Source organism: Novosphingobium sp. BL-S-20 (assembly GCF_055521635.1).
Genome location: NZ_CM145494.1, coordinates 2,992,537 through 3,017,539 on the forward strand (window position 1 = coordinate 2,992,537; position 25,003 = coordinate 3,017,539).

Annotated in this window: 29 protein-coding genes and 1 pseudogene; 7 read left to right on the forward strand and 23 right to left on the reverse strand. The window is 65.0% G+C overall.

Annotated features, from left to right (window positions below; all coding sequences use genetic code 11):
• The first annotated feature begins 16 nt into the window (after positions 1-16).
• Positions 17-916 carry a DMT family transporter gene (locus tag ACZ1II_RS21780; protein ID WP_465145646.1) on the forward strand — a complete coding sequence of 300 codons (900 nt, stop codon included), beginning with the start codon at positions 17-19 and terminating at the stop codon, positions 914-916.
• A gap of 172 nt (positions 917-1,088) precedes the next feature.
• Positions 1,089-3,762, forward strand: a pseudogene (gene acnA, locus ACZ1II_RS21785) (aconitate hydratase AcnA).
• A gap of 358 nt (positions 3,763-4,120) precedes the next feature.
• Here acnA and ACZ1II_RS21790 read toward each other — a convergent pair.
• The 8 genes from ACZ1II_RS21790 to ACZ1II_RS21825 all read right to left on the reverse strand — a co-directional run bounded on the left by ACZ1II_RS21790 (position 4,121) and on the right by ACZ1II_RS21825 (position 9,395).
• Positions 4,121-5,005 carry a PEP-CTERM sorting domain-containing protein gene (locus tag ACZ1II_RS21790; protein ID WP_465145647.1) on the reverse strand — a complete coding sequence of 295 codons (885 nt, stop codon included), beginning with the start codon at positions 5,003-5,005 and terminating at the stop codon, positions 4,121-4,123.
• 236 nt (positions 5,006-5,241) lie between these two features.
• Entirely contained in the window at positions 5,242-6,276 is a 1,035-nt protein-coding gene (gene ruvB, locus ACZ1II_RS21795; RefSeq protein WP_147220701.1) for a Holliday junction branch migration DNA helicase RuvB, read from the reverse strand.
• Entirely contained in the window at positions 6,273-6,686 is a 414-nt protein-coding gene (locus tag ACZ1II_RS21800; RefSeq protein WP_465145648.1) for a hypothetical protein, read from the reverse strand. The genes ruvB and ACZ1II_RS21800 overlap by 4 nt, the downstream gene beginning before the upstream one ends.
• Positions 6,686-7,294 carry a Holliday junction branch migration protein RuvA gene (gene ruvA / locus ACZ1II_RS21805; protein WP_465145649.1) on the reverse strand — a complete coding sequence of 203 codons (609 nt, stop codon included), beginning with the start codon at positions 7,292-7,294 and terminating at the stop codon, positions 6,686-6,688. The genes ACZ1II_RS21800 and ruvA overlap by 1 nt, the downstream gene beginning before the upstream one ends.
• Positions 7,295-7,377: 83 nt before the next feature.
• Positions 7,378-7,854: a crossover junction endodeoxyribonuclease RuvC gene (gene ruvC / locus ACZ1II_RS21810; protein WP_147220699.1), complete on the reverse strand. Its 477-nt coding sequence runs from the start codon at positions 7,852-7,854 to the stop codon at positions 7,378-7,380.
• 4 nt (positions 7,855-7,858) lie between these two features.
• Positions 7,859-8,209, reverse strand: a complete 351-nt coding sequence (locus ACZ1II_RS21815; RefSeq protein ID WP_465145650.1) for a DUF3147 family protein — start codon at positions 8,207-8,209, stop codon at positions 7,859-7,861.
• Between the two features lie 6 nt (positions 8,210-8,215).
• The gene (locus ACZ1II_RS21820; protein WP_465145651.1) at positions 8,216-8,980 is read right to left on the reverse strand and encodes a YebC/PmpR family DNA-binding transcriptional regulator; all 765 of its coding nucleotides are present in this window, start codon (positions 8,978-8,980) and stop codon (positions 8,216-8,218) included.
• A gap of 178 nt (positions 8,981-9,158) precedes the next feature.
• A complete protein-coding gene (locus tag ACZ1II_RS21825) occupies positions 9,159-9,395 on the reverse strand; it encodes a DUF2312 domain-containing protein (protein WP_021232392.1) in 237 nt (78 codons plus the stop codon).
• A 294-nt stretch (positions 9,396-9,689) separates the two neighbouring features.
• On the opposite strand from ACZ1II_RS21825, the gene sugE reads away from it, so the two are divergent.
• Positions 9,690-10,007 (forward strand): quaternary ammonium compound efflux SMR transporter SugE, encoded by a 318-nt coding sequence (gene sugE / locus ACZ1II_RS21830; RefSeq protein WP_465147362.1) that lies wholly within the window; start codon positions 9,690-9,692, stop codon positions 10,005-10,007.
• A 25-nt stretch (positions 10,008-10,032) separates the two neighbouring features.
• Here sugE and ACZ1II_RS21835 read toward each other — a convergent pair whose 3' ends face one another.
• Positions 10,033-10,344 carry a DUF1244 domain-containing protein gene (locus ACZ1II_RS21835; RefSeq protein WP_465145652.1) on the reverse strand — a complete coding sequence of 104 codons (312 nt, stop codon included), beginning with the start codon at positions 10,342-10,344 and terminating at the stop codon, positions 10,033-10,035.
• A 79-nt stretch (positions 10,345-10,423) separates the two neighbouring features.
• On the opposite strand from ACZ1II_RS21835, the gene pyk reads away from it, so the two are divergent.
• Positions 10,424-11,908, forward strand: coding sequence for a pyruvate kinase (gene pyk, locus ACZ1II_RS21840; protein WP_465145653.1), 1,485 nt, complete (start codon positions 10,424-10,426; stop codon positions 11,906-11,908).
• Positions 11,909-11,954: 46 nt separating this feature from the next.
• On the opposite strand, the gene ACZ1II_RS21845 is transcribed toward pyk, so the two are convergent.
• The 14 genes from ACZ1II_RS21845 to coxB form a co-directional block, all read right to left on the reverse strand.
• The gene (locus ACZ1II_RS21845; protein WP_465145654.1) at positions 11,955-12,401 is read right to left on the reverse strand and encodes a molybdenum cofactor biosynthesis protein MoaE; all 447 of its coding nucleotides are present in this window, start codon (positions 12,399-12,401) and stop codon (positions 11,955-11,957) included.
• 1 nt (position 12,402) lies between these two features.
• Positions 12,403-12,639 carry a MoaD/ThiS family protein gene (locus tag ACZ1II_RS21850; protein ID WP_465145655.1) on the reverse strand — a complete coding sequence of 79 codons (237 nt, stop codon included), beginning with the start codon at positions 12,637-12,639 and terminating at the stop codon, positions 12,403-12,405.
• Positions 12,640-12,642: 3 nt separating this feature from the next.
• Positions 12,643-13,647, reverse strand: a complete 1,005-nt coding sequence (gene moaA / locus ACZ1II_RS21855; protein ID WP_465145656.1) for a GTP 3',8-cyclase MoaA — start codon at positions 13,645-13,647, stop codon at positions 12,643-12,645.
• An 8-nt stretch (positions 13,648-13,655) separates the two neighbouring features.
• The gene (locus ACZ1II_RS21860) at positions 13,656-13,982 is read right to left on the reverse strand and encodes a Rossmann fold domain-containing protein (protein ID WP_465145657.1); all 327 of its coding nucleotides are present in this window, start codon (positions 13,980-13,982) and stop codon (positions 13,656-13,658) included.
• 3 nt (positions 13,983-13,985) lie between these two features.
• Positions 13,986-14,357 carry a dihydroneopterin aldolase gene (locus tag ACZ1II_RS21865; RefSeq protein ID WP_465145658.1) on the reverse strand — a complete coding sequence of 124 codons (372 nt, stop codon included), beginning with the start codon at positions 14,355-14,357 and terminating at the stop codon, positions 13,986-13,988.
• Positions 14,358-14,381: 24 nt separating this feature from the next.
• Positions 14,382-15,269 (reverse strand): class I SAM-dependent methyltransferase, encoded by an 888-nt coding sequence (locus ACZ1II_RS21870; protein WP_465145659.1) that lies wholly within the window; start codon positions 15,267-15,269, stop codon positions 14,382-14,384.
• Positions 15,269-16,669 (reverse strand): threonine synthase, encoded by a 1,401-nt coding sequence (gene thrC, locus ACZ1II_RS21875; RefSeq protein WP_465145660.1) that lies wholly within the window; start codon positions 16,667-16,669, stop codon positions 15,269-15,271. The genes ACZ1II_RS21870 and thrC overlap by 1 nt, the downstream gene beginning before the upstream one ends.
• Before the next feature lie 213 nt (positions 16,670-16,882).
• Positions 16,883-17,458, reverse strand: coding sequence for an SURF1 family protein (locus tag ACZ1II_RS21880; protein WP_465145661.1), 576 nt, complete (start codon positions 17,456-17,458; stop codon positions 16,883-16,885).
• 88 nt (positions 17,459-17,546) lie between these two features.
• Entirely contained in the window at positions 17,547-18,368 is an 822-nt protein-coding gene (locus tag ACZ1II_RS21885; RefSeq protein ID WP_465145662.1) for a cytochrome c oxidase subunit 3, read from the reverse strand.
• 88 nt (positions 18,369-18,456) lie between these two features.
• Positions 18,457-19,050, reverse strand: coding sequence for a cytochrome c oxidase assembly protein (locus ACZ1II_RS21890; RefSeq protein ID WP_465145663.1), 594 nt, complete (start codon positions 19,048-19,050; stop codon positions 18,457-18,459).
• Positions 19,050-19,196 (reverse strand): hypothetical protein, encoded by a 147-nt coding sequence (locus tag ACZ1II_RS21895; RefSeq protein WP_465145664.1) that lies wholly within the window; start codon positions 19,194-19,196, stop codon positions 19,050-19,052. The genes ACZ1II_RS21890 and ACZ1II_RS21895 overlap by 1 nt, the downstream gene beginning before the upstream one ends.
• 11 nt (positions 19,197-19,207) lie before the next feature.
• On the reverse strand, positions 19,208-20,122 hold the full coding sequence (locus ACZ1II_RS21900) for a heme o synthase (protein WP_147220685.1): 915 nt from the start codon (positions 20,120-20,122) through the stop codon (positions 19,208-19,210).
• A gap of 92 nt (positions 20,123-20,214) precedes the next feature.
• Positions 20,215-21,903: a cytochrome c oxidase subunit I gene (gene ctaD / locus ACZ1II_RS21905; RefSeq protein ID WP_465145665.1), complete on the reverse strand. Its 1,689-nt coding sequence runs from the start codon at positions 21,901-21,903 to the stop codon at positions 20,215-20,217.
• A 28-nt stretch (positions 21,904-21,931) separates the two neighbouring features.
• Positions 21,932-22,993, reverse strand: a complete 1,062-nt coding sequence (coxB, locus tag ACZ1II_RS21910) for a cytochrome c oxidase subunit II (RefSeq protein ID WP_465145666.1) — start codon at positions 22,991-22,993, stop codon at positions 21,932-21,934.
• Between the two features lie 206 nt (positions 22,994-23,199).
• On the opposite strand from coxB, the gene pyrE reads away from it, so the two are divergent.
• The 3 genes from pyrE to acpS are packed head-to-tail and all read left to right on the forward strand — an operon-like array spanning position 23,200 to position 24,985.
• A complete protein-coding gene (gene pyrE / locus ACZ1II_RS21915) occupies positions 23,200-23,784 on the forward strand; it encodes an orotate phosphoribosyltransferase (RefSeq protein ID WP_465145667.1) in 585 nt (194 codons plus the stop codon).
• Positions 23,785-23,814: 30 nt separating this feature from the next.
• Entirely contained in the window at positions 23,815-24,558 is a 744-nt protein-coding gene (locus tag ACZ1II_RS21920; RefSeq protein WP_334181546.1) for a pyridoxine 5'-phosphate synthase, read from the forward strand.
• Positions 24,559-24,574: 16 nt separating this feature from the next.
• The gene (gene acpS / locus ACZ1II_RS21925; RefSeq protein ID WP_465145668.1) at positions 24,575-24,985 is read left to right on the forward strand and encodes a holo-ACP synthase; all 411 of its coding nucleotides are present in this window, start codon (positions 24,575-24,577) and stop codon (positions 24,983-24,985) included.
• Positions 24,986-25,003: the final 18 nt, after the last annotated feature.

Here is a 25,003-nt window from a genome sequence, read left to right on the forward strand (position 1 = left end):
CGAGAGCCGGGGCCTGATGAGCACAGCCCCAGCCCCTCGTTCGGCCCCGTTTTCCCCAGCCCTGCCGATCCTCGCGGTGATCGCGGGCATCGCCACGTTCAGTGCCATGGACGCGACGATCAAGGGCGCCGGACTCGCGGTAGGCGTCTACACCGCGCTGCTGCTGCGCAATCTCTTCGGCACGCTGCTGACGCTGCCGCTCTGGCTCATGGCGGGTCGCCCGGTGCCAACCCGTGCCGTGCTCAAGGTCCACGCTCTGCGCGCGGCGATCACTTCGGCCATGGCGGCGCTGTTTTTCTATGGCCTCGTGCGAATTCCTATGGCCGAGGGAATCGCGATTTCCTTCGTTTCCCCGATCATCGCACTTTATTTTGCGGCGCTGCTGCTGGGCGAAACGATCCGGCCCCGCGCCGTCGTCGCCTCGCTGCTCGGCATCTTCGGCGTGCTGGTGATTGCCGCCGGACGCTTCGGTTCGGGCGCCTATTCGGAGCAGGCGATCGAGGGCACCGCAGCCATCCTGCTTTCCGCGGTGTTCTATGCGATCAACCTCGTGCTCCAGCGCAAGCAGGCGCTGCTGGCCCGTCCGGTCGAGATCGCCCAGTTCCAGAATCTGCTCGTCACGCTGATTTTCCTGGCTTTTTCGCCGTGGCTTGCAGTCATGCCCGACCGAGGCAGCCTGCTGCTGATCCTCGCCGGAGCGGCGCTGGCGACCGCCGCCCTGCTGTTCCTGTCCTGGGGCTATGCCCGCGCCGAAACCCAGGTGCTGCTGCCGATCGAATATACGGGCTTCCTCTGGGCCGCGCTGCTGGGCTGGCTGATGTTCGCGGAGCCGCTCGATCTCGCGACTGTTGCTGGTGCGATACTGATCGTTATCGGCTGCTGGACCGGTGCAAGAAACGCAAAAGTCGAGTCCTAGTCACCACGCATGCCCCCCTTGACCTGAGGCCCGCGAGCGCGCATCGGCGGGGCCGAAGAATCCGCTTGTCGCGATGCAGCACGGCGATGATTTCCGGGACCAGGGCTAGACGGTTTCGGAATAGCCGCGCTTCCTTCGTTTCAGGCTCATACAGAAGGGGATAATACCCAATATGACCCAGGTCGGACAGGATACGCTCGGTACCCGCAGCACCATGACCGTCGGCGGCAAGGACGTCGCTTACTACTCGCTCAAGAAAGCTTCCGAGAAGCTCGGCGACATCAGCCGCCTGCCTTTCTCGATGAAGGTGCTGCTGGAAAACCTGCTGCGCTTCGAAGACGGCGGCTTCACCGTCTCGACCGACCACGTCCAGGCGGTGGTCGATTGGCAGAAGAACCCCACCACCGGTGAGGAAATCCAGTACCGCCCGGCGCGCGTTCTGCTTCAGGACTTCACCGGCGTGCCCTGCGTGGTCGACCTTGCCGCGATGCGCGACGCGATCGCCAAGCTCGGCGGCGACACCAGCAAGATCAACCCGCTGGTCCCCGTGAACCTCGTGATCGACCACTCGGTCATGGTCGACGAATTCGGTCACCCCAAGGCGTTCGAAGAGAACGTGGAGATCGAATACCAGCGCAACATGGAGCGTTACGACTTCCTCAAGTGGGGCTCCAAGTCGCTCGCCAACTTCTACGCGGTTCCCCCGGGCACCGGCATCTGCCACCAGGTGAACCTGGAAAACATCGCCAAGTCGGTGTGGACCAGCGAAGACCAGAACGGTGAAACCGTTGCCTATCCCGACACTTGCGTCGGCACCGACAGCCACACCACCATGGTCAACGGCCTGGGCGTGCTGGGCTGGGGCGTCGGCGGCATCGAGGCGGAAGCCGCGATGCTTGGCCAGCCGGTCTCGATGCTGATCCCCGAAGTCGTCGGCTTCAAGTTCACGGGCGAGCTGAAGGAAGGCGTCACCGCCACCGACCTCGTGCTCACCTGCACCTCGATGCTGCGCAAGCACGGCGTGGTCGGCCGCTTCGTCGAATACTTCGGCCCCGGCCTTGCCTCGCTGTCGCTGGCCGACCGTGCGACGCTGGCCAACATGGCTCCCGAATACGGCGCCACCTGCGGCTTCTTCGGCATCGACGACAAGACGCTCGACTACCTGCGCCTCACCGGCCGCGAAGAAGAGCAGATCGCCCTCGTCGAAGCCTACGCCAAGGAGCAGGGCTTCTGGATGGAAGCCGGCGCTGCCGATCCGATCTTCTCGTCGACCCTCGAACTCGACATCTCGACCGTCGTGCCTTCGCTCGCCGGTCCGAAGCGTCCGCAGGACTGGGTTGCCCTTCCCGACGTCGACGACGTGTTCAACAAGGACATGACCGAGACCTACAAGAAGTCGGCCCAGCGCGTCCCTGTCGAAGGCAAGGACTTCGACATCGGTGACGGCGACGTCATGATCGCCGCCATCACCAGCTGCACCAACACCTCGAACCCGAGCGTGCTGGTCGCCGCCGGTCTCGTCGCCAAGAAGGCAGACGAGCTGGGCCTGAAGCCCAAGCCCTGGGTCAAGACCTCGCTCGCCCCCGGTTCGCAGGTCGTCACCGACTACCTGAACAAGGCCGGCCTGCAGTCGCACCTCGACAACATCGGCTTCAACCTCGTCGGTTACGGCTGCACCACCTGCATCGGCAACTCGGGCCCGCTCGCGGAACCGATCTCGAAGGCGATCAACGAGAACGGTCTGGTCGCCAGCGCCGTCATCTCGGGCAACCGCAACTTCGAAGGCCGCGTCTCGCCGGACGTGCGCGCCAACTTCCTGGCCTCGCCGCCGCTGGTCGTCGCCTACGCTCTGAAGGGCACCGTGGTGGAAGACTTCACCACCACCCCGATCGGCGTCAGCAAGGACGGCACCGACGTGTTCCTGAAGGACATCTGGCCGACCAACAACGAAGTGGCCGAAACCATGGCCACCTGCATGGACCGCCCGATGTTCCAGGCCCGCTATGCCGACGTCTACAAGGGCGACAAGCACTGGCAGGCGATCAACGTCACCGGTTCGGAAACCTACTCGTGGCGCGCCGGTTCGACCTACGTCGCCAACCCGCCGTACTTCGAAGGCCTGGAAATGACCCCGGCGCCGGTGAACGACATCATCGAGGCGAAGCCCCTGCTGATCCTCGGCGAATTCGATCACCACCGACCACATCTCGCCGGCCGGTTCGATCAAGGCCGACAGCCCGGCGGGCCAGTGGCTGATGGAGCACCAGGTCGCCAAGGCGGACTTCAACTCCTACGGTTCGCGCCGCGGTCACCACGAAGTCATGATGCGCGGCACGTTCGCCAACATCCGCATCCGCAACGAAATGGTCCCCGGCATCGAAGGCGGCATGAGCCGCTTCGGTGAAGAGGTTCTGCCGGTTTACGACGTCGCGCAGAAGTACAAGGCCGAGGGCACGCCGATGGTGGTCGTGGCCGGCAAGGAGTACGGCACCGGTTCGTCGCGCGACTGGGCGGCCAAGGGCACCAACCTGCTTGGCGTCCGCGCCGTGATCGTCGAGAGCTTCGAGCGTATCCACCGTTCGAACCTGGTCGGCATGGGCGTGCTGCCGCTGCAGTTCAAGGATGGCGACACCCGCCAGACCCTGGGCCTGACCGGTGACGACGCCTTCACGATCAAGGGCGTTGCCAGCCTCAAGCCGCGCCAGGACGTGGAAGTCGAAGTGACCCGTCCGGACGGTTCGACCTTCACCTTCACCGCGCTGTGCCGCATCGATACCGCCAACGAAGTGGAATACTTCAACAACGGCGGTATCCTGCAGTACGTGCTGCGCAAGCTGGCCGCCTGAGCAACCAGCCGTAACGGCTAACGAAAACCTCGTCCCACCTAGCGCGGGGCGGGGTTTTTCTTTGGGTTTTGGGGATCAGACCGGCGCAGCACGAAAGCCACGCCTCCTTCCTCGTCATCCTGAACTCGTTTCGGAATCCATCGCGCCCCTTACGCTGTGCCTCGATCGGTAGACGGCCCTCGCGCGCTTTTCACGCTGCCGTTCGTATCGGGCTGCGAAATGGACACTGAATCAAGTTCAGGATGACGATAATTTGCCGAGCGAGCGCCAAGAGCACGCACGAAAAAGGGGTGAGCGCCCCCCGACGCTCACCCCTTTCTCCAGCCCGGCCGCCATGCGCGGCCCGCGGACTGGTGCGTTAAGCGGACTTCTTGCGTGCCAGCCGCTGGCGACCGACCACCGCCGCGGCTGCCGCACCGAACAGGATCAGCATCGGCGGTGCCGGAACGTCGGTCGGCGGATCGGTCGGCGGCGGATGACCGCCGCCCGAGGACGTCGAGGTCGAGGAGGAACCCGAACTCGAGGAAGATGTCGAACTCGACGAAGAACTGCTCGACGAGGTCGAGGACGACGACGAGGTGGACGAGGAACTCGACGAACTCGTGCTCGTCGAAACGTCGCCCGAGCTGGAGGATGTCGTCGTCGAGGTGATGCCGCCCGTACTCGTCGTGGTGGTCAACCCTCCGGTCGAGCTGGAAGTCGAGGTGGAGCCGCCGGTGGTGGTCGTCGTCAGACCGCCCGTGGAGCTGGACGTGGAGGTCGATCCACCCGTGGTCGTCAGGCCGCCGGTCGAGGACGAGGTGGAGCCGCCGCTGGAGGTCGAGGAAATGATGACATTGCCGCCGCCCGAACCGCCGCCGCCGAAGAACCCTCCGAAGAAGCCCCCGCCGAAGCCGCCGAAACCACCGCCGCCGCCGCCGATCACCGCAGGCGCGCCGCCACCGCCGCCCGCGTAGACCGGGGCCGGTGCGGGCGGAACATAGGCTGGCGGTAGCGGCACATAGGCCGTCTGCGGCACGTCGGGACGCTGGATGATGCGGCGCGCGCGCTTCACTTCGCGCGGCGGGTCCTTGGGAATCAGACGCTTGGCCGGACGCACCGGCTTGGCGACCTTCGCCATCTTGACCTTGCGATACTCGACCGTCTTGCTCTGCGTCTCGGCGACATGAACCGCGCCGCCGCCGATGATGGCGCAGCCCGCTGCACAGGCAGACAATTTAGCAAGGGCCATCCGAACCGACATGATCGTCTCTCTCTTCGTTCTGCTCGGCCAATCCCGGTGGGGACATCGGAGCCGACTTGCACTGACAAGCGCAGAGAGCGGTTAAAGGAACAATGGCTTTTCCCGGAATTCGACAGCGCCGACGCAGAAAATCCGCCGGTTTTCGAAAGAGAAACGGAAGCTGTGCCGAAGCGGGACTATCGGATGGCCTATCTGTAAACGCGCCCGACAGTTTGTTGCGCGAAAATCACGTCCGCTCAGTCACCGTCCGAATCGAAAAGACCACCCTGAGGACCACCGTTCGGCGGTGTCATGCCGAGGTGTTGCCAGCCGTGATCGTTGAGGCAACGCCCCCGCGCGGTGCGGGCGATCAGGCCCAGCTGGATCAGATAGGGTTCGATCACTTCCTCAATCGTATCGCGCGGCTCGGAAAGACCGGCCGCCAGCGTCTCCACGCCCACGGGGCCGCCCTTGTAGATTCCGGCGATCATCTTGAGGTAACGGCGGTCCTGCGCATCGAGACCGATGGAATCGACTTCCAGCCGCGTCAGGGCATCGTCGGCGATCTCGCGGGTAATCACGTCCGAACCGGCGACATGGGCAAAGTCGCGCACGCGGCGCATCAGCCGCCCGGCCACGCGCGGCGTACCGCGCGCGCGGCGGGCGATCTCGGTCGCCCCGCCCTTGTCCATGCCGATGCCGAGCAGCCCCGCACCGCGCGTGACGACCTTTTCCAGTTCCTCCACGGTGTAGAACTGGAGCCGCACCGGAATGCCGAAACGGTCCCGCAGCGGGGTCTGGAGCAGGCCCTGCCGCGTCGTCGCACCGACCAGCGTGAACGGCGGCAGATCGATCCGCACCGAACGCGCCGAAGGGCCTTCGCCAATGATGAGATCGAGCGCACGGTCCTCCATCGCCGGGTAGAGCACTTCCTCCACCACCGGATTGAGGCGGTGGATCTCGTCGATGAACAGCACGTCGCCATGTTCGAGATTGGTCAGCAACGCAGCAAGGTCGCCCGCCTTGGCGATCACCGGCCCGCTGGTAGCGCGGAAACCGACGCCGAGTTCTCGCGCGACGATCTGCGCCAGCGTCGTCTTGCCGAGACCGGGAGGACCGAAGAACAGCGTATGATCCATCGCCTCGCGCCGCGACTTGGCGCTTTCGATGAACACGCGAAGATTGTCCTTCGCCGCCGCCTGCCCGACGAATTCGGCCAAGGTCTTCGGGCGAAGCGCCGCATCGGCGTCCTCGGGCTGGCGGGTGGAGGTGAGGATGGGGTTATCGGTCATGAATTGCCTGTAATCGGAAGGCGCTGATCCAGCCATTTAATCCATGGGAAAGCTATGCCGCCACAGACAACTCCGCCCAGAACCAGAATGCAGAACGATGCCGCGATTTCGTAAAACCAGTCGCAAATGGCTGCGACGCCTGCAATCGCCATCCCCATTACGAATCCGGTCGCACCTCCAACTGTCATACAGTTAACGAAAGTGAGTTCCATTCGGCCGCGCGCGCAGAACGCCACCGGGATGCCTGCAAAGATGCAAAACGGCAGTGCCATGCCAGCAAAACCCAATGCAAACGGCCATGATATGATGACCAGTACGATCGCAATGCTGATCGGACTAGCTACTAAACCAAGGCACATTGCCAATCGTCGCGGCGGCTCGATCGGGCCCGCGTACCGATCGGCGTACATTACCCCGCAGCCTTCTTGAGCGCCACGCGGACGAGGTCGTTCAGCCCCGCATCCTCGCCCAGTTCCTCCACCGCCTTGCCGACCGCCATCGTGGCGACCGCAGGCTTGAAGCCGAGGTTCTGGAGCGCGGAGACGGCATCGGCGCTGGAGAAACCGGCAGGCGCGGCCACTCCCGAAACACCGGGCGCTCCGGGCAAAGTGGGCATGCCACCCGCCTTGTCCTTGAGTTCGTTGACGATACGGCTCGCCAGTTTCGGCCCGACGCCATTGGCGCGCGCGACCATGGCACTGTCGCCGCCCGCGCAGGCGCGCTGCAATTCCTCGGTGGTCAGCGCCGAGAGGATCGCCAGCGCGACCTTCGAACCGACCCCCTGCACCGCCGTCAGCAGGCGGAACCAGTTGCGCTCCGCTCCGCTGGTGAAGCCGATCAGGCGCTGGTCGGTCTCGGAAACCTGCATCTCGGTATGGACGACGACCTTGTCCCCCCGGATGCCGAGATGATCGAGCGTGCGCGCCGAACAATGGACGAGATAACCGACGCCGTTCACGTCGATGATCGCCCAGTCGGGGCCGGTGTCGTCGAGCAGACCTGTAAGCTTGGCGATCATGGTTTGTTCCTATGGCAGGAACAATTGCAGCGCGCCAGCCCTCTCGGGCTATCGTCTGTCGATCCTCGCGAATTCCGGCGAAATCAGCGGTGGCTGCCCAGCATATTGGCGTGAGTGATGGCCACGGCCAGCGCGTCGGAGGCGTCCTCGCCCGCCAGCTTCACGCCGGGCAGCAGCACTTTCAGCATGTGCTGGATCTGCTTCTTGTCGGCCCCGCCGGTGCCGACCAGCGCCTTCTTGATGACCTTGGTGGAATACTCGGCCACCGGCAGCCCGGCCCGCGCGATCGACAGCATGGCGACACCGCGCGCCTGCCCGAGCTTGAGCGTCGACTGCGGGTTCACGTTGACGAAGACTTCCTCCACCGCGCCCGCATCGGGCCGGTGCAGCAAGATCACGTCGGTCAGCGCCGCGTCGAGTTCGACCAGGCGCTCGGCCATTCCGGCCTTGGCATCGGTGCGGATCTGCCCGTTGGCGACGTGGCTGAGGCGGCTGCCGCTCTTGGCGACGATGCCCCAGCCCGTGCAGGTGAGGCCCGGATCGAGGCCGATGATAATCATGAGGTCAGACCTTGAGGCCCAGGCGCGGGCCGAAATGCATCATCAGCAGGTATAGCGAGACCGTCAGCGCGCAACCCGCCAGCAGCGAGAGCCAGAAGCCCAGCCCATGGCGCAGCAGCACTGGGATTAGGAGGAACATCGGCAGCGAGGGCAGCACGTACCAGAAAGTCGCCTGCGCATGGACCGCCATGTTCTCGGTATCGGGCCGGGCATGCCACAGGAGGATCATGCCCAGCACCGAAACCAGAGGAAGCGAGGCGACAAGCGCGCCCATCGCGGGCAGACGCTTGCCGATCTCGGCGATCGCCACGATCATCGCGCCGGATATCAGCGCTCGGGCGATCAGGGCCAGCACCTCAGATCAGGCCAGCTTGGCCATGACTTCGTCGGAGATCTCGTAGTTGCCCCAGACGGTCTGGACGTCGTCGTCGTCTTCGAGAGTGTCGACCAGCTTCATCAGCGTGCCCGCGGTATCCGCATCGACATCGACGGTGAGATTGGGCTTCCACGCCAGCTTCACGCCCTCGGCTTCGCCCAGGACCTTTTCCAGCTCGCGGGCGACTTCGTGCAGCGAATCGACCGAGACCCAGATCTGGTGGCTGCCGGGGTTCTCGTCGCCGTCGCCCATATCGCTCTCGACATCGTCAGCGCCGGCTTCGATGGCAGCTTCGAGGACCTTGTCCTCATCACCCACGCTGGCGGGGTACTCGATCAGGCCGAGACGCTCGAAACCGTGCGAAACCGCGCCCGAGGCGCCAAGGTTGCCGCCGTTCTTGGAGAACGCGGTGCGCACGTTGGTGGCGGTGCGGTTGCGATTGTCGGTCAGCGCCTCGACGATGAGGGCGACGCCGCCGGGGCCGTAGCCCTCGTAGCGCACTTCCTCGTAGTTCTCGGCATCGCCCTTGCTCGCCTTGTCGATGGCGCGCTGGATGTTGTCCTTGGGCATCGACTGCGCCTTGGCCGCGTTGACGGCGGCGCGCAGACGCGGGTTCATGTCCGGATCGGGCATGCCCATCTTGGCGGCCACGGTGATTTCGCGGCTGAGCTTGCTGAACTGCGCCGAGCGCTTCTTATCCTGCGCACCCTTGCGGTGCATGATGTTCTTGAATTTGGAATGGCCTGCCATGGGTCCGCTCTTGCTCCGCTCGTCCGCCTGCGCCGCAGGTTCGCGAGTCCGGGTGAATGATATGCGCCAAGTAGGGCGGCAGCGCGCCTTACAACAGCGCGGCACCCAAGGGCAACCGCCCGTGAGGGGCGTGCAGGCGCCGGGAAATGCCCCGAAAGGCATTTCCCGAGACGCGTTCTCAGTCGATGCCGAGAGCGGTCTTGTAGGTGTCGAGCAGCATGTCCATTTCGCGGCGGTCGTCCGGCTTCATCTTACGGATGCGGACGATCTGGCGCATGATCTTTACGTCGTAGCCGACAGCCTTGCCCTCGTTGTAGACGTCGCGGATATCGTCCGAGATGCCCTTCTTCTCTTCTTCGAGGCGCTCGACGCGCTCGATCAGCAGGCGCAGGCGATCGTCGGTGGTTTCGGCCATCGGGTAATGCTCCGGAAAAATATCATGTGAAACGGTATGGCGGGCGCTGATAGCGACAGTCGCGGATTCGGGCAAAGCCGGAGCCTGTGGAAATCCTGTGCGTAGAGCGGGAAAACCTGCCGTATTTGCCTCTTTTGGCGCCTTTGCCTATGAGACCCCGGCGGCGACCACGTTCCCGCCTCCCGCTCCAGGATCGAATTCCGGATCGAAGAGTAGCGGAGCTTCAAGACCGGGACGGCCCGGCAACCCGTTTCAAGAAGGTTGCCCGAAATGCCTGCTGCCCAGTCTGCTGTCCTGCCCTGGATCGTTCTCGTCGTCGCCGGCCTGTTCGAAGTGGTCTGGGCTTCGGCGATGAAGCAGTCGCACGGCTTTACCCGGCTCTGGCCCAGCGTGATCACGATCCTGGCGATGCTGGCCAGCTTCGGCTTGCTGTCCTGGTCGATGCGCGTGCTGCCGCTGGGCACGGCCTACATGGTCTGGACGGGGATCGGTGCGCTGGGCGCCTTCATCTTCGGGATCGTCGTGCTGGGCGAGACGGCCAGCGCCATGCGCCTTGCCGCCGCCGGACTGATCCTCGCCGGACTCGTCATCATGAAGCTCGCGAGTTCCTGATACCCGCGAGCTTCTCAGCGGGACCTCAGTGCCCGCCGCCGTTCTTCTTCAGGCTCTCTTCCATCCGCGCGATCTGCTCCGGGGTCGCCTCGCTCTGGTGCGCCTGCTTCCATGCGTCGAAGGGCATGCCGTGAATCACCTCGCGCGCGGCAGCCCTGTCGCCTTCGAAGCCCGCATCGCGAATCCAGTCCGCCAGGCAATTGCGGCAGAAACCGGCCAGTCCCATGAGATCGATGTTCTGCGCATCGTGGCGATGTTGAAGGTGGCGCACGAGCCTGCGGAACGCGGCGGCGGCCACGGCGTCGTCAAGCTCATCGATCCGGTCGTTTTCGTTCATATTTCTGCCAATCGTCCTTGGTTTGTCATGACGCCTTTGCCATATGTCTCCAAAATATCGAAAGAGAGGCAGACAGATTTTGGCAACCACCCCTCCGTTTCGCCGTTCGCCGCACCACCGCGGGATCAAGCGCCAGCGCAAGGTGAAAATCCTCGCCACGCTCGGCCCGGCCAGCCGCGACAAGGAGACGATCGCCAAGCTGCTGAAAGCCGGGGCCGACGCCTTCCGCGTCAACATGAGCCACGGCGACCACGACACCCACCGCGAGACCATCGCCAACATCCGCGCGGTCGAGAAGGACCTGATGCGCCCGGTCGCGATCCTCTGCGACCTGCAAGGCCCCAAGCTGCGCGTCGGCACTTTCGCGGAAGGCAAGGTCTTCATCCGCCACGGCGCCCACTTCACGCTCGACCGCAATCCCGCGCCGGGTGACGAAAATCGCGTCTGCCTGCCGCATCCGGAACTCTTCGGCATCTTGCAGAAGGGCCAGCGCCTGCTGATCGACGACGGCAAGCTGCGCCTCGTCGTCATCAAGCCGGAAGCCGATTCGATCCTCTGCACCGCCGAAGTCGGCGGCTTCATTTCCGACCGCAAGGGCGTGAACGTGCCCGATGCCATCGTGCCGGTCCCTGCCCTCACCGACAAGGACCGCCGCGACCTCGCCTTCTCGGTGGAGCAGGGCGCGGACTGGATCGGCCTCTCCTTCGTCCAGCGCCCCGAAGACGTGGCTGAGGCGCGCCGCCTGATCGGCGGGGCCTGCGCGCTGATGTCGAAGATCGAGAAGCCCGCCGCGGTCGATGCCATCGACGGGATCATCGAGCTGTCGGACGGCATCATGGTGGCGCGCGGCGATCTTGGCGTGGAACTGCTGCCCGAGGAAGTGCCGCCGATCCAGAAGCACATCATCGCCAAGACGCGCGCCATCGGCAAGCCGGTGGTAGTGGCCACGCAGATGCTGGAATCGATGATCACCAGCCCCTCGCCGACCCGCGCCGAAGTCTCCGACGTTGCCAATGCCGTCTATGACGGCGCCGATGCGGTGATGCTCTCGGCCGAGACGGCGGCAGGCCAGTGGCCGGTCGAAGCGGTGACGATCATGGACCGCATCGCCGTGAAGGTGGAAACCGACTCCACCTACCGCGAGCGTATCCACCTCGCCCAGACCCCGCCCGACGCCACGACCGCCGACGCGCTCTCGGCCTCCTGCGCCACGATCGCCGATACCCTGCCGATCGAAGGCATCATCGTCTTCACCGGCTCAGGCGGCTCGGCCCGCCGCGTCGCCCGCGAGCGGCCTGCCGCGCCGATGCTGGTGCTCACGCCATCGCAGAAGACCGCGCGCCGCCTCGCCCTGCTCTGGGGCGCGCACAATGTCATCACCAAGGATATCGGCAGCTTCGAGGAGATGATCGCCAAGGGCAAGCGCATGGCGCTGCGCCACGGCTTCGGCGCCGCGGGCACCCGTTTGGTGGCGCTGGCAGGCGTGCCGTTCGGCGTGCCGGGTTCGACGAACCTGCTCCATGTCGTGACCTTGACCGGCAACGAACTGGATACGCCGAACTGAGAATCAGGGGCGCGGCCGTAATCTAAGCGGCCGTGCCCTTCTCTTTTCAGGCCCAGCGGGCAAGGTCCTCGATGTCCTGGGTGCGCGGCTCGATCCAGCGCCATTCCCCGGCGACTTTCTCGCGCTTCCAGAACCACGATTCGCTCTTGAGATGGTCCATCGCGTAATCGGCGGCGGCAAAGGCGTCCCGCCGATGCCGCGCGGCGGCTGCAACCAGAACGATCGGCTCGCCCGGCACCATCAGCCCGCTGCGGTGGATCACCAGCAGCCCATCGAGCGACCAGCGGTCGCGCACGCGCCCGGCCAGTTCCTGCATCGCCGGCAGGGTCAGCGGCGCATAGTGGCTGAGTTCGAGCGCCTCGACCCCGCCGCCTTCACGCACCTGCCCTAGAAAGCTGACAATGCCGCCCGCCTGCGGAAGGGCAGCGGTGAAACACCGCAGCGCTTCGGCTGGGTCGAACGGCTCGGTGAGCAGCAGCACGTCGCCGGACATCTCAGCCTCCCGAAACCGGCGGGAGGAAGGCGATCTCGTCGCCGTCGGCAAGCTGTGGGTCCCCCTGCACCAGAGTTCCATTCACCGCGTAACGAACGCGGGGTCCGCGCAGAGCCTCGGCAAGCTCCGGCTCCAGCCCGGAGATGACAGCCGCCAGCGAAGGGACGAGCGGCGCTTCGCGCGTGCCCGCTCCGGCAAGGTCTTCCAGCCTGCCCAGAAAAACAAGGGTCAGCGCCATGGATCAGCCGCCGGTCATCGACATGTGGCGCGCCAGCGCGGGCTGTGCCCCTGCGCGGTCGATGGCGAAATGGTGGCGTTCGGGCTTGATCCGCATCGCCGTGTCCAGCGCCCGATCGAGCGCCGCCTCGGGGTCGTCGCTACGCAGCGCCGCACGCAGGTCCACCTGCTCGTCGCCGCCAAGGCAGGCGTAGAGGCGTCCGGTGGTCGTCACGCGGATGCGATTGCAGCCCTCGCAGAAATTCTGCGTGAGCGGGGTGATGAGGCCCAGCCTGCCGCCGGTTTCGGCCACGTCGAAGTAGCGCGCAGGGCCGCCGGTGCGATGTCCGCTCGGGGTCAGGTTCCAGCGCCTTTCGAGATCCTCGCGCACGGCCGAGAGCGGCAGGTAATGATCGAAGCGATCTTCCTCCACTTCGCCCAGCGGCATGACCTCGATCAGCGTGGCATCGAAGCCCTGCCCATGGCTCCAGGCGACGATCTCGGGGATTTCGCTCTCGTTGATGCCTTTCAGGGCGACGGTGTTGATCTTGACCTTCAGCCCCGCCGCCTTGGCCGCCGCCAGTCCTTCCAGCACTTGCGGCAGCGAATCGCGGCGGGCCAGCGTCTCGAACCGGCCGCGATCGAGCGTATCCAGCGAGACGTTGATGCGCCGCACCCCGGCCGCGAAGAGGTCGTCCGCGAATTCGGAAAGCCGGGTGCCGTTGGTGGTGAGGGTCAGCTCTTCCAGACCATCGCCCAATTTGCGGCCAAGCGCGCGGACGAGATCGATCATGTCCCGCCGGACCAGCGGCTCACCGCCGGTGAGGCGCAGCTTCGTGATGCCCCGTGCGATGAAGCCCAGCGACAGCCGGTGCAGTTCGTCCAGCGTGAGCACGTCCTTCTTCGGCAGGAAGGTCATGCGTTCCGGCATGCAATAGGCACAGCGCAAGTCGCACCGGTCGGTCACCGAAAGCCGCAAATAGGTGATGCGGCGCCGGAACTGGTCCACGAGGGGCGATGCGATGCTCATTGCTACCGCTATAGCACGCTCCCCGCGCCCTGCCCATCAAGCCGAAGGTATTGGCCGGTTATCCCTGGGGCCAGGGTCAGCCAGTCGGTAGCGGCGGCAACGGCATCTTCGGACGCGCCCGCGACGGCATTGACGCGGCGCGGCGCATGGTCCCGCGCGAGTGCCTGAACCACGGCCAGACGCCAGCCATTGTGCTCGTGGCCGCCCGGCGCGAACACCAACGTCAGGTCATCGTCCTGCCCCAGCAAAGTGCGGACCTGCGGCAGGATTTCGGCATGGAACTGCGCGGCGGCATCGAGCGGATCGTCCGCCAGAGTTCCGACGCGCAGGATCATGGCTCAGCGGCGCTGGCGCGTGAGGGTGATGCCGATCTTCTCGCCCGCTTCGGCGATGGCAAGCTTGACGATCTTCACCGTCACCGCCGTGATCCGCGCGTCCTGCAGGAACAGCGTCTCGCAGACATGATCGGCCACCGCCTCGATCAGCTTGAAATGAACCCCGGCGGGCAGCGCATCGCTGGCCGCGAACTTGAGGTCCATGTAGTTCTTGCTCTCGGTCAGCGGCGTATCGGGCGTGTAGCGGTCGATCGGCTTCATCGCCACCTGGATGGTGAAGCGCAGCGGCTGCGGCTTGCCGGTCTCTTCCGAGTAGATCCCGGTGAGAACGTCGTGTTCGAAATCGGCGACTTCGAGGATAAGCGAATCGGTCATGGCATTGGGGTACATGGGCGGCCTTTAGCCGTTATTGCGCCAGCGTGCGAAGATTGCTGTCGGCAGCAGGCGGCCATTTTCATCTTCGCGCACCGAAAGGTCGCCATGTTCGATGGTGCCGGGCAGATCGCGGAACAGTTCCTCCATAAGCCCGGCCAGCGCCAGCGAGGACATGCGCACGGCGTAGACCGTGAGGAACAGGAACTTGCTGTCGCCGTCCAGAAGCTGGCGGCAATCGGCGAGCAGGCCGGGCAGGTTCTCTTCCAGACGCCACGTTTCGCCCGTGGGGCCGCGACCGAACTTGGGCGGATCGAGGATGATGCCGTCGTAACGCTTGCCCCGGCGCACTTCGCGCGCAGTGAACTTGGCGGCATCGTCGATCAGCCAGCGGACCGGGCGATCCTCCAGCCCCGCCAGCGCCGCGTTCTCGCGCGCCTGACCGACCGACTTCTTCGAGGCATCGACATGCGTGACCGGACCATGCGCGGAAAGCGCCAGCGTGCCGACGCCGGTATAGCCGAACAGGTTCAGCGTATTGGCATCGCTCTTGTCCGCGAGCATCTCGCGCATCCAGTCCCACACCGGCGCCATGTCCGGGAAGAAGCCGAGATGGCGGAACGGCGTGCACTGCGCGGTGAAGCTGACTTCGTTCCACGCCAGCGGCCAGCCTTCGCGGGGCACCGGCTTGTCGAACAGCCAGCGACCGCCGCCGTCCTCGTCCGATCCGGGCACGAATTCGCCATGCGCGTCCCAGTTTTCGAGGCGCGGGGTCCACATCGCCTGCGGTTCAGGGCGCACAAAACGGTAGTCACCGTAGCGCTCCAGCTTGCGGCCGTGGCCCGAATCGACAAGGCCGTAATCGTCCCAGCCCTCTCCGGCGAGGATCACAGGTTGGGTTTCCAGGCGTGCCATCAGACCTTCGGGCTCGCATGCTGGGCCACAAAGGTGGCGATCGAATCGTAGTCGCCGGTCAGGTCGACGCACTTCTCTTCGCGTTCGAACAGGTCGCCGACGCGGGCGGGCAGGCCCGAGCGCTGGCCGGTGGCGCGTTCGACGGCGTCAGGGAACTTGGCAGGGTGCGCGGTTGCCAGCGTCACCACCGGAATGCTCGCATCGATCCCTGCGGTGCGGGCAGCGAAGAGGCCGCAGGCAGTGTGCGGATCGATCAGTTCGCCGCAGTTCTCCCAGGCCCAGCGGATGGTCGATGCCATCTCGTCGGCATCGGTGCGGGCGGAGGAGAACAGCGCGGCAGCGCCTTCCCGCTGCGCATTGGTCAGCTGCATGGCCCTGGTCGCTTCGAACCCGGTCATCTGCTCGGCCAGCGCCTTGCCGTCGCGGCCATTGAGGTCGAACAGCAGGCGTTCGAAGTTCGAAGAGACCTGAATGTCCATCGAGGGCGCGGCGGTCGGCGTGACGGTGCCCTGCGAGTAATCGCCCTCGGCCAGCGCGCGGTGGAGGATGTCGTTGACGTTGGTGGCGACGATCAGCTTCTCGACCGGAAGGCCCATCTGCGCGGCGACGTAACCGGCGAAGACATCGCCGAAGTTGCCGGTCGGCACCGAGAAGGCGACCTTGCGGTGCGGTGCGCCCAGTTGGAGTCCGGCGGCGAAGTAGTAGACCACCTGAGCCATCAGGCGCGCCCAGTTGATCGAGTTCACCGCGCCGATGGCGAAGCGGTCGGTCATGCCACGATCGTTGAACATGCGCTTCACGGTGGCCTGCGCGTCGTCGAACGAGCCATCGATGGCGATATTGTGGACGTTGGGCGCCAGCACCGTGGTCATCTGGCGGCGCTGCACGTCGGACACGCGGCCCTTGGGGTGCAGCATGAAGATGTCGACCTTGGCACGGCCCGCCACTGCGTCGATCGCCGCCGATCCGGTGTCGCCCGAAGTCGCGCCGACGATCGTCAGGTTACGCTCCGAACGGCCGAGGAATTCCTCGAACAGCAGGCCCAGCAGTTGCAGCGCCACATCCTTGAACGCCAGCGTCGGGCCGTGGAATAGTTCGAGCACCCACTGCTGCTCGTCCAGTTGCTTCAGCGGCGTCACTGCCTTGTGGGCGAAGCGGCCATAGGCCTGCGTGGTCAGTTCCAGCAGCCGGTCGTAGGTCAGGCTGCCCTCGACGAAGGGGAACATGATCTTCGCGGCCAGCTCGGCATAAGGCAGCCCTGCCATTGCCGCGATCTCTTGCTCAGAGAAGCGCGGCCACTCGCGCGGCACGTAGAGGCCGCCGTCGGATGCGAGACCGGCGAGCGTGGCGCCTTCGAAGTCGAGCGCCGGTGCGCTACCGCGGGTGCTGATGTAGTCCATGACCCGCGCGGTTAGCCGCAGGGGCGCGAAATGAAAAGCCTGTCGTTGGGCTGGCGCGCGAACAATTCCTAAAGGGGGGCGTAGTTCGGGAATGACGCCTCTCTCCTCGTCGCCCCCGCGAAGGCGGGGGCCCCGCTGCCTTCCTGCCCCGCCCGCCAGAAGAAGCGGGGTCCCCGCCTTCGCGGGGACGACGGGGGTATGGAATGGACGAGGTTACGAAACGAAAGTGCCGCGCCGCTTCTTCAGCGCCAGCCCGTAGATCACCAGCGCCGTGGCCGCGAAGACGAACCACTGGATCGCGTAGGCGAAGTGGTTGTTCGGGATATCAGCGGGATCGGGAATGGCATTGGCGTCCAGCCCCGCGAGCGGCGGCGAGGCTACCAGCCTCGGCCCCGGCGCGATTACGCCGTGGACCTCGCCGCCGGACCAGCCGCCCGCCGCCATCGGCAACCGCGACCATCCGAGCACGACGAGCGCCCGCGCGCCGTCCGCCAGAGTGCAGTCGGCAGTCTGCGCCGCGCCTGATTCGCCTCTGGCGTTGCGTCCGGCAATGCTCGAATGGCCGGCAACCGCCACGCAGTCGAGCCGGGCATGGCGATAGAGCAGGTCCGCCTGCTCCCCCGCATCGCGCGGCCAGTCGACTTCGTCGGCAAGACTCCTTGCCGACGCATAGTGCGCGAGCAACGCGTTCTTCTCGCGAAGGCGATCGAGCTGCCAGAAGCCGAGCGCGATCATGAAGCCCACGGCGGCGAGAACGAGCAGCGTGGCGATGACGGGAATTCGGCGCATCACTCTTCCCTCGGGTCTTTTGAAGCGAAAGAGGGCAGACGCGAATGGCGCGGCTGCCCTCTTTTTTCGAACGTCGATACGGATCGCCTCAGTGCGTCGGATAGCCCCAGCCGCCCCAGACGTAGATGGCGACGAAGAGGAACAGCCAGACCACGTCGACGAAGTGCCAGTACCAGGCCGCCGCCTCGAAACCGAAGTGCTGACGCGGAGTGAAGTCGCCGTTGTAGGCGCGCTTCAGGCAGACGATCAGCATGATCGTGCCGACGATGACGTGGAAGCCGTGGAAGCCGGTCGCCATGTAGAAGGCCGAACCGTAAGTGTTCTGGCCGAAGGGGAACGGGGCGTGGATGTACTCGTAGGCCTGAATGCACGAGAACAGCACGCCGAGCAGGATCGTCGCCCAGAGGCCCTTCTTCAGGCCCTCGCGGTCGCCGTGGATCAGCGCGTGGTGCGCCCAGGTGACGGTGGTGCCCGAACACAGCAGGATCAGCGTGTTGAGCAGCGGCAGGTCGAACGGGTCCATCACCGCCTCGATCGCCTTGGGCGGCCATTGCCCGCCAACCGCTTCGGCGATTGTCGAAGGGAACAGCGAGAAGTCGAAGAAGGCCCAGAACCAGCCGACGAAGAACATCACTTCGGAAGCGATGAACAGGATCATCCCGTAGCGCTGGTGAAGCTGCACCACCGGCGTGTGGTCGCCCGCGTGAGCTTCCTTGATGATCTTGGAAAACCACATGAACATCGAGGCCAGCAGGATCGCCAGCCCCAGCCAGGGCACGAACTTGCCGCCCGCCATGTCGTGCATGAACAGGACCATGCCCGAGGTGAAGGTCAGGGCACCGATCGTGGTCGCCAAGGGCGCGATGTCCGGCGGAAGAATGTGATAATCGTGGTTCTTTGTACCGGCCATGGTGCCTTCGTCCCCGTTCTCGACTTCCGTGTTCGATTCTTTCCGGTGGGGTAATGCTCCCCCCGTGATTTGTTTCCCGTACCGGGACTTAACCGCCCGTCCCGCCGTGGTCCAGCGTCTTTGCATCCGACACGCTGGTGACGTGGAAGGTATAGCTGAGGGTGATCTGCTCGACGTCCTTGTTGTCGGGATCATTGAGGATCGCCGGATCGACGTAGTAGATGACCGGCATCTTCACCGCTTCGCCCGGCTGGAGCGTCTGTTCGGTGAAGCAGAAGCACTGGATCTTGTTGAAGTAGCGCGCGGCCTGTTCCGGCTCGACATTGAAGCTCGCCGTGCCGGTGATGACCTTGTCGGAATCGTTTTTGGCCCAGAAAAGCGCCATGTCGCGCTCGCCGATGGTCACCGTGTCGGTGCGCTGGAGCGGCTTGAACTGCCACGGCATGCCGCGCTCGACATTGGCGTCGAAGCGGATCGACATCGTCTTGTCGGTCACTTGCACGCCCGCCGCCTTGGCTTCGTCGGCGCGCTGGGTGGTGCCGCCGTAGCCGGTCACCTGGCAGAACATGCGGTAGAGCGGGACCGAGGCATAGCCGAGGCCTAGCATCAGCAGGGCCATCGACAGGGCGATGAAAGCGACGCGCCGGTTGCTGCGGCGCGAGATGGGCACCGCCTGAGCCATCAGCTCATCTTCGCGATCGAGATCAGGAACACCAGCACCACGAAGCCAGCCAGGCTGAGCGCCAGAACCCGATTGCGACTGCGGCGAATCTGCTCGGGGGTTCTGGGATCGGTCGACCTGGAATCGGGCTGGCGGGCTTCGTTCATGCTGCGATCTTTCAAAGGACGATGAAGCGATCCACCACCAGCACCGCGAAAAGCGCGAAGAGGTAGAGCACCGAATAGGCGAAAAGCTGCTTTTCCGGCTTCATGGCGTCATCCTCGCCGCTGCGCTCGCGCAGGCCGACACGGATGGAGAGCGCCAGGAACAGCGAGGAAAGTACAAGCGCGGAAATGCCGTAGATCGCGCCGGTTCCGCCGATCCACCACGGCAGCACCGAAAGCGGCAGCAGCAGCACGGCATAGATCAGGATCTGGTGACGCGTCGCCTTCTCGCCCGCGACGACCGGCATCATCGGAATGCCGACTTTGGCGTAGTCGCTCTTCACGAAGAGCGCGAGCGCCCAGAAGTGCGGCGGGGTCCAGAAGAAGATGATCGCGAAGAGCAGCACCGGCATCAGCGTGACATGGCCGGTCACCGCCACCCAGCCGATCAGCGGCGGGAACGCGCCTGCACCGCCGCCGATGACGATGTTCTGCGGCGTGCGCGGCTTCAGCCAGATCGTGTAGATCACCGAATAGTAGATGATCGAGATCGCCAGGATCGCGGCGGGCAGCCAGCCGACCGCGAAGCCCATCAGGAAGACCGAGACGGCGCAGAGCACGCCCGCGAAGTCGCGCGCGGTGGTCCGGTCGAGTCGGCCTTGCGGCAGCGGGCGGTTGGCGGTGCGCTTCATCCCGGCGTCGAGATCGGCCTCCCACCACTGGTTGAGGGCGGCGGCGCCGCCCGCCCCCATGGCGATGCAGAGGATGGCGGTGAAGGCGATAACCGGATGAATTCGCTCAGGTGCGGCGAGCAATCCGCAGAGGCCGGTGAAGATCACCAGGCTCATCACGCGAGGCTTGGTCAGCGCCAGAAGATCGCGCCAGTCGGCGGGCAGGAAAGCGGTTTGGGAGGGACTCGTTGTCGTCATGATGGTGGCCCCTTACACCCACGAGGCCCCGAAAAGCGAGGACCTTGCGAATCGGGCGCCGCCCCGGCGATCCGCCGGGACGGCGCACGGGATCAGTGGTGCGCGGCTTCCTCGATGACCGGAAGCGTCTCGAACTGGTGGTACGGCGGCGGGCTGGACAGCGTCCATTCCAGCGTGGTGGCGCCTTCGCCCCAGTAGCTGTCCTCGGCCTTGCGACCCGCAGCGAAGGCATAGATCATGTTGATCATCCAAACGACAAGGCTGGTCGCCATGACCATGTAGCCGATCGTCGCGACGTGGTTCCAGTGCTGGTAGGCCTCGGCATAGTCAGGATAACGACGCGGCATGCCCTGCAGCCCGAGGAAGTGCATCGGGAAGAAGATCATGTTCACGCCGATGAAGAAGATCCAGAAATGTACGTGGGCGAGGAACTCGGAGTGCATCCGCCCGCTCATTTTCGGAAACCAGTAGTAGAACCCGGCAAAGAGCGCCGTCACAGCGCCCAGCGAGAGCACGTAGTGGAAGTGCGCCACGACATAATAGGTGTCGTGCAGCACGTCGTCGACGCCGCCGTTGGCCAGCACCACGCCGGTCACGCCGCCGACGGTGAACAGGAAGATGAAACCGATCGCCCAGACCATCGGGCTCTTGAACTCCACCGAACCGCCCCACATCGTCGCGATCCACGAGAAGATCTTGATGCCGGTCGGCACCGCGATGACCATGGTGGCGGCGGTGAAGTACATCTTCGTGTTCACCGACATGCCGGTGGCGTACATGTGGTGCGCCCAGACGATGAAGCCGACCACGCCGATCGCGACCATCGCGTAGGCCATGCCGAGGTAGCCGAACACCGGCTTCTTCGAGAAGGTCGAGACGATCTGCGAGATGATGCCGAAGCCCGGCAGAATCATGATGTAGACTTCGGGGTGGCCGAAGAACCAGAACAGATGCTGGTAGAGCACCGGATCGCCGCCGCCCGAGGGGTCGAAGAAGGTGGTGCCGAAGTTGCGGTCAGTCAGCAGCATGGTGATCGCGGCGGCGAGGACCGGCAGCGAGAGCAGCAGCAGGAAGGCGGTGACGAGCACCGACCACACGAACAGCGGCATCTTGTGCATGGTCATGCCGGGGGCACGCATGTTGAAGATCGTGGTGATGAAGTTGATCGCGCCCATGATCGAGCCCGCGCCCGCCAGGTGCAGCGCGAAGATGCCGAAGTCCACCGCGGGTCCGGGCGAGCCGCTGGTCGAGAGCGGGGCATAGACCGTCCAGCCGGTGCCCGCGCCGAGCCCCGTGCCGCCGGGCACGAAAGCGGAGCACAGCAGCGAGATGAAGCCCGCCACGGTCAGCCAGAACGAGATGTTGTTCATGCGCGGGAAGGCCATGTCCGGCGCGCCGATCATCAGCGGCACGAACCAGTTGCCGAAGCCGCCGATCATCGCCGGCATGACCATGAAGAACACCATGATCAACCCGTGGGCGGTGATGAGCACGTTCCAGACGTGCAGCGTCGAGTTGAAGTCCGGGTTGGTCGCACCGAACCAGCGGGCGAAGATATCCAGGTACTGGATGCCCGGTTCGGCCAGTTCGACGCGCATCATGCCGGAGAAGGCACCGCCGATGATCCCCGCGAAGATCGCGAAGATCAGGTACATCGTGCCGATGTCCTTGTGGTTAGTGGACATGAACCAGCGCGCGAAGAACACGGGCTTGTGATCGTGATCGGAGTGGGCGTGGTGATCCACATTGCCCTGGAAATGCTCGGGAACGGTGGTTGCCATGGTAGAGGCCCTGTCCTTCGATTCGCGCTTATTCGGCGGTAGCTGCGGCGGTGGCATCAGCGGCCGGAGCCTCCGATGCCGCTTCCGTGGCGACTGCGGCGGGCGCTGCGCCGGTGGCGGCAGCGACCGGCGCCTTGGCCGGATTGTCGATCACGCCGCCGGCATGGGTCAGGACCCAGGCATCGTATTGCGCGCGGGGCAGCGCCTCTACCGCGATCGGCATGTAGCCGTGCTTGGCGCCGCAGAGTTCGGAGCACTGGCCGTAGTAGACGCCCGGCTTCTCGACCAGCAGCACCTTCTCATTGATGCGGCCGGGCACGGCGTCGAGCTTGAACCACAGCGAGGGCACCGCGAACGAGTGGATCACGTCGGCGGCGGTGATCTGGAGCCGGATCGGCTCGCCCACCGGCACCACCATGCGGTTGTCCACCTCAAGGTGCGAGGGGCCGTCCCAGGGCTTGGAGCCGACTTCGCGCACGCCGTTGTTGATGGTCGGCTGGCCGGGCAGGTTGAGCATGTTCGAGACGACTTCGAAGTCTCCGTTGTCCGGATAGCCGTAAGTCCAGAACCACTGGTTGCCGGTGACCTTGATGGTCAGCGCGCCCTTGGGAGCGGGCTTGTACTGCTTGGCGATGAGGTCGATCGAGGGGACCGCGATGCCGATCAGGATCAGCACCGGAACCAGCGTCCACACCACTTCGAGAATGGTGTTGTGGCTGGTCTTCGAGGCGACGGGATTGGCGCGGCGATTGTAGCGCACCGCGATGATCACCAGCAGCAGCAGCACGAAGAGGGTGATGACGGTGATGATCGGCATCAGCACGCCGTCGTGGATCCACTCGCCATATTCGCCGAGCTTTGAATATTGCTGCTGGAGACCGATCCCGCCTTCCACCGGCATGCCGATGCCCGGCGTCGGCTTCATCGGCGTATAGCTGGCGACGGCCTCCGGAGCAGGCGCCGCGATGGCGGAAGTCACTGCAAGACTTGACGAAAACGCCGCTATCGAAGCGGACCGGGCCGCAACGGAATAGCGACCGATGGCCTTAGCAGCCTCGCCCAAAGTAAGAACGGTTTTGCCCAATATCATGGTTATAGCGCTTCCGTTTTCTTATGATCGCGCAAGTGAGTCGCCTCCCAAGCGCGCACCCCTATTGCGGAGGCTTTTTACCCCCGTTGACAAGGGGCTATACGCGGCCTTGCCGCCCGTCTCAAGCGCCTCTAGGGGATTTTTGACGCACGGGGTCCTCGCGCCCCGCCAGAACACACGCAAATTGCACCAAAGGAATACCCCCAATGCAGGAAGAAGAAGTCCTCGCCGAGTTTCGCGCCAGCAAGGCCTTGCTTGAAGGGCATTTCCTGCTTTCCTCGGGTCGGCACAGCGCATACTATCTCCAGTGCGCGCGGGTTCTGATGAACCCCGACCGGGCGGCACGACTCGCCGTCGCGGTCGCGGCAAAACTCCCGCACGATATTCGCAAGGCCATCACCAAGGTCGTCTCGCCCGCGATGGGCGGGGTCATCATAGGCCAGGAAATGGGCCGCGCGCTCCAGGTCGACGCGATGTTCGTCGAACGCCCGACCGGTACGTTCGAATTGCGCCGCGGCTTCAGCCTCGAACCCGGCGACAAGGTGCTGATGGTCGAGGACGTGGTGACGACCGGCCTCTCCAGCCGCGAGGCGATCAAGGCCATCGAGGAAGCCGGCGGCGAAGTGATCGCGGCGGCCTCGCTGATCGACCGTTCCGCCGGTGCGGTGGACCTCGGCGTGCCGTTCTTCCCGCTGGTGGCGCTCAATTTCCCGACTTACGCGCCCGACGAACTGCCGCCCGAACTGGCCGCCACCCCCGCCGTCAAGCCCGGCAGCCGCGCCCAGCCCTGAGGCCTTTTCTAAAATAGGGATTTCATAGACTTGGCCAACGTCCTCACCCCCGCGCGCCTGCGTCTCGGCGTCAATATCGACCATGTCGCCACCATCCGCAACGCGCGCGGCGGCGAGCATCCCGATCCCGCCCGCGCCGCGCAGATCGTGGCGCAGGCCGGGGGTGACGGGATCACCGTGCACTTGCGCGAGGATCGCCGCCATATCCGCGACGAGGATCTGGAGCGCGTGGCCTCGGCCACCGGGCTGCCGATCAACCTCGAAATGGCCGCGACCGACGAGATGCTCGAAATCGCGCTGCGCCACCGCCCCCACGCCGCCTGCATCGTGCCCGAGCGGCGTGAGGAACGCACGACCGAGGGCGGCCTCGACGCAGCAGGGCAGCACAACCGCCTGGCCCCGATCGTCGCGCGCCTGTCCGATGCGGGCATCCGCGTCAGCCTGTTCATCGCCCCCGAACCGCGCCAGATCGAAGCGGCGATGAAGCTGGGCGCCCCGGTCGTGGAATTCCACACGGGCGAATATGCCCATGCCGAGGGCGAGCAGGTCGCGGTCGAACTGCGCCGCATCGTCGACATGGCCGCGCTGGCCGCCAAGAACGGCATCGAACCCCATGCCGGGCACGGCCTCACGTACGAGAACGTGCAGCCCATCGCCGCCATTCCGCAACTGGCGGAACTCAACATCGGCCATTACCTTATCGGTGAGGCGATATTCTGCGGGCTCGAAACGAGCGTGAAGAAGATGCGCCAACTGATGGACGAGGTTCGGTGAAAGGAGCCGGAATTTCATGATTATCGGTCTCGGCTCCGACCTCTGCAACATCGAGCGGATCCAGAACTCGCTCGACCGCTTCGGCGAACGCTTCCTCCAGCGCGTCTTCACCGACCTCGAACAGGCCAAGGCCGCGCGTCGTACGCATACCGTCGCGGGCACGCTGGCCAAGCGTTTCGCCGCCAAGGAGGCCTTTTCGAAGGCGGTCGGCACCGGCTTCAAGGCGGGTGTGTTCATGAAGGACATCGGCGTCGTCAACGCCCCCTCCGGCGCGCCGACCCTGGCCCTGACCGGCGGCGCGAAAACGCGGCTGGACGCCCTGACTCCGGCCGGACACGAAGCCGTGGTTCACCTTACGCTCACGGACGATCATCCATGGGCGCAGGCCTTCGTGGTCATCGAAGCGCGCCCCCTTCCCCAATCCTGACGCCGAGTATTTCCGGGA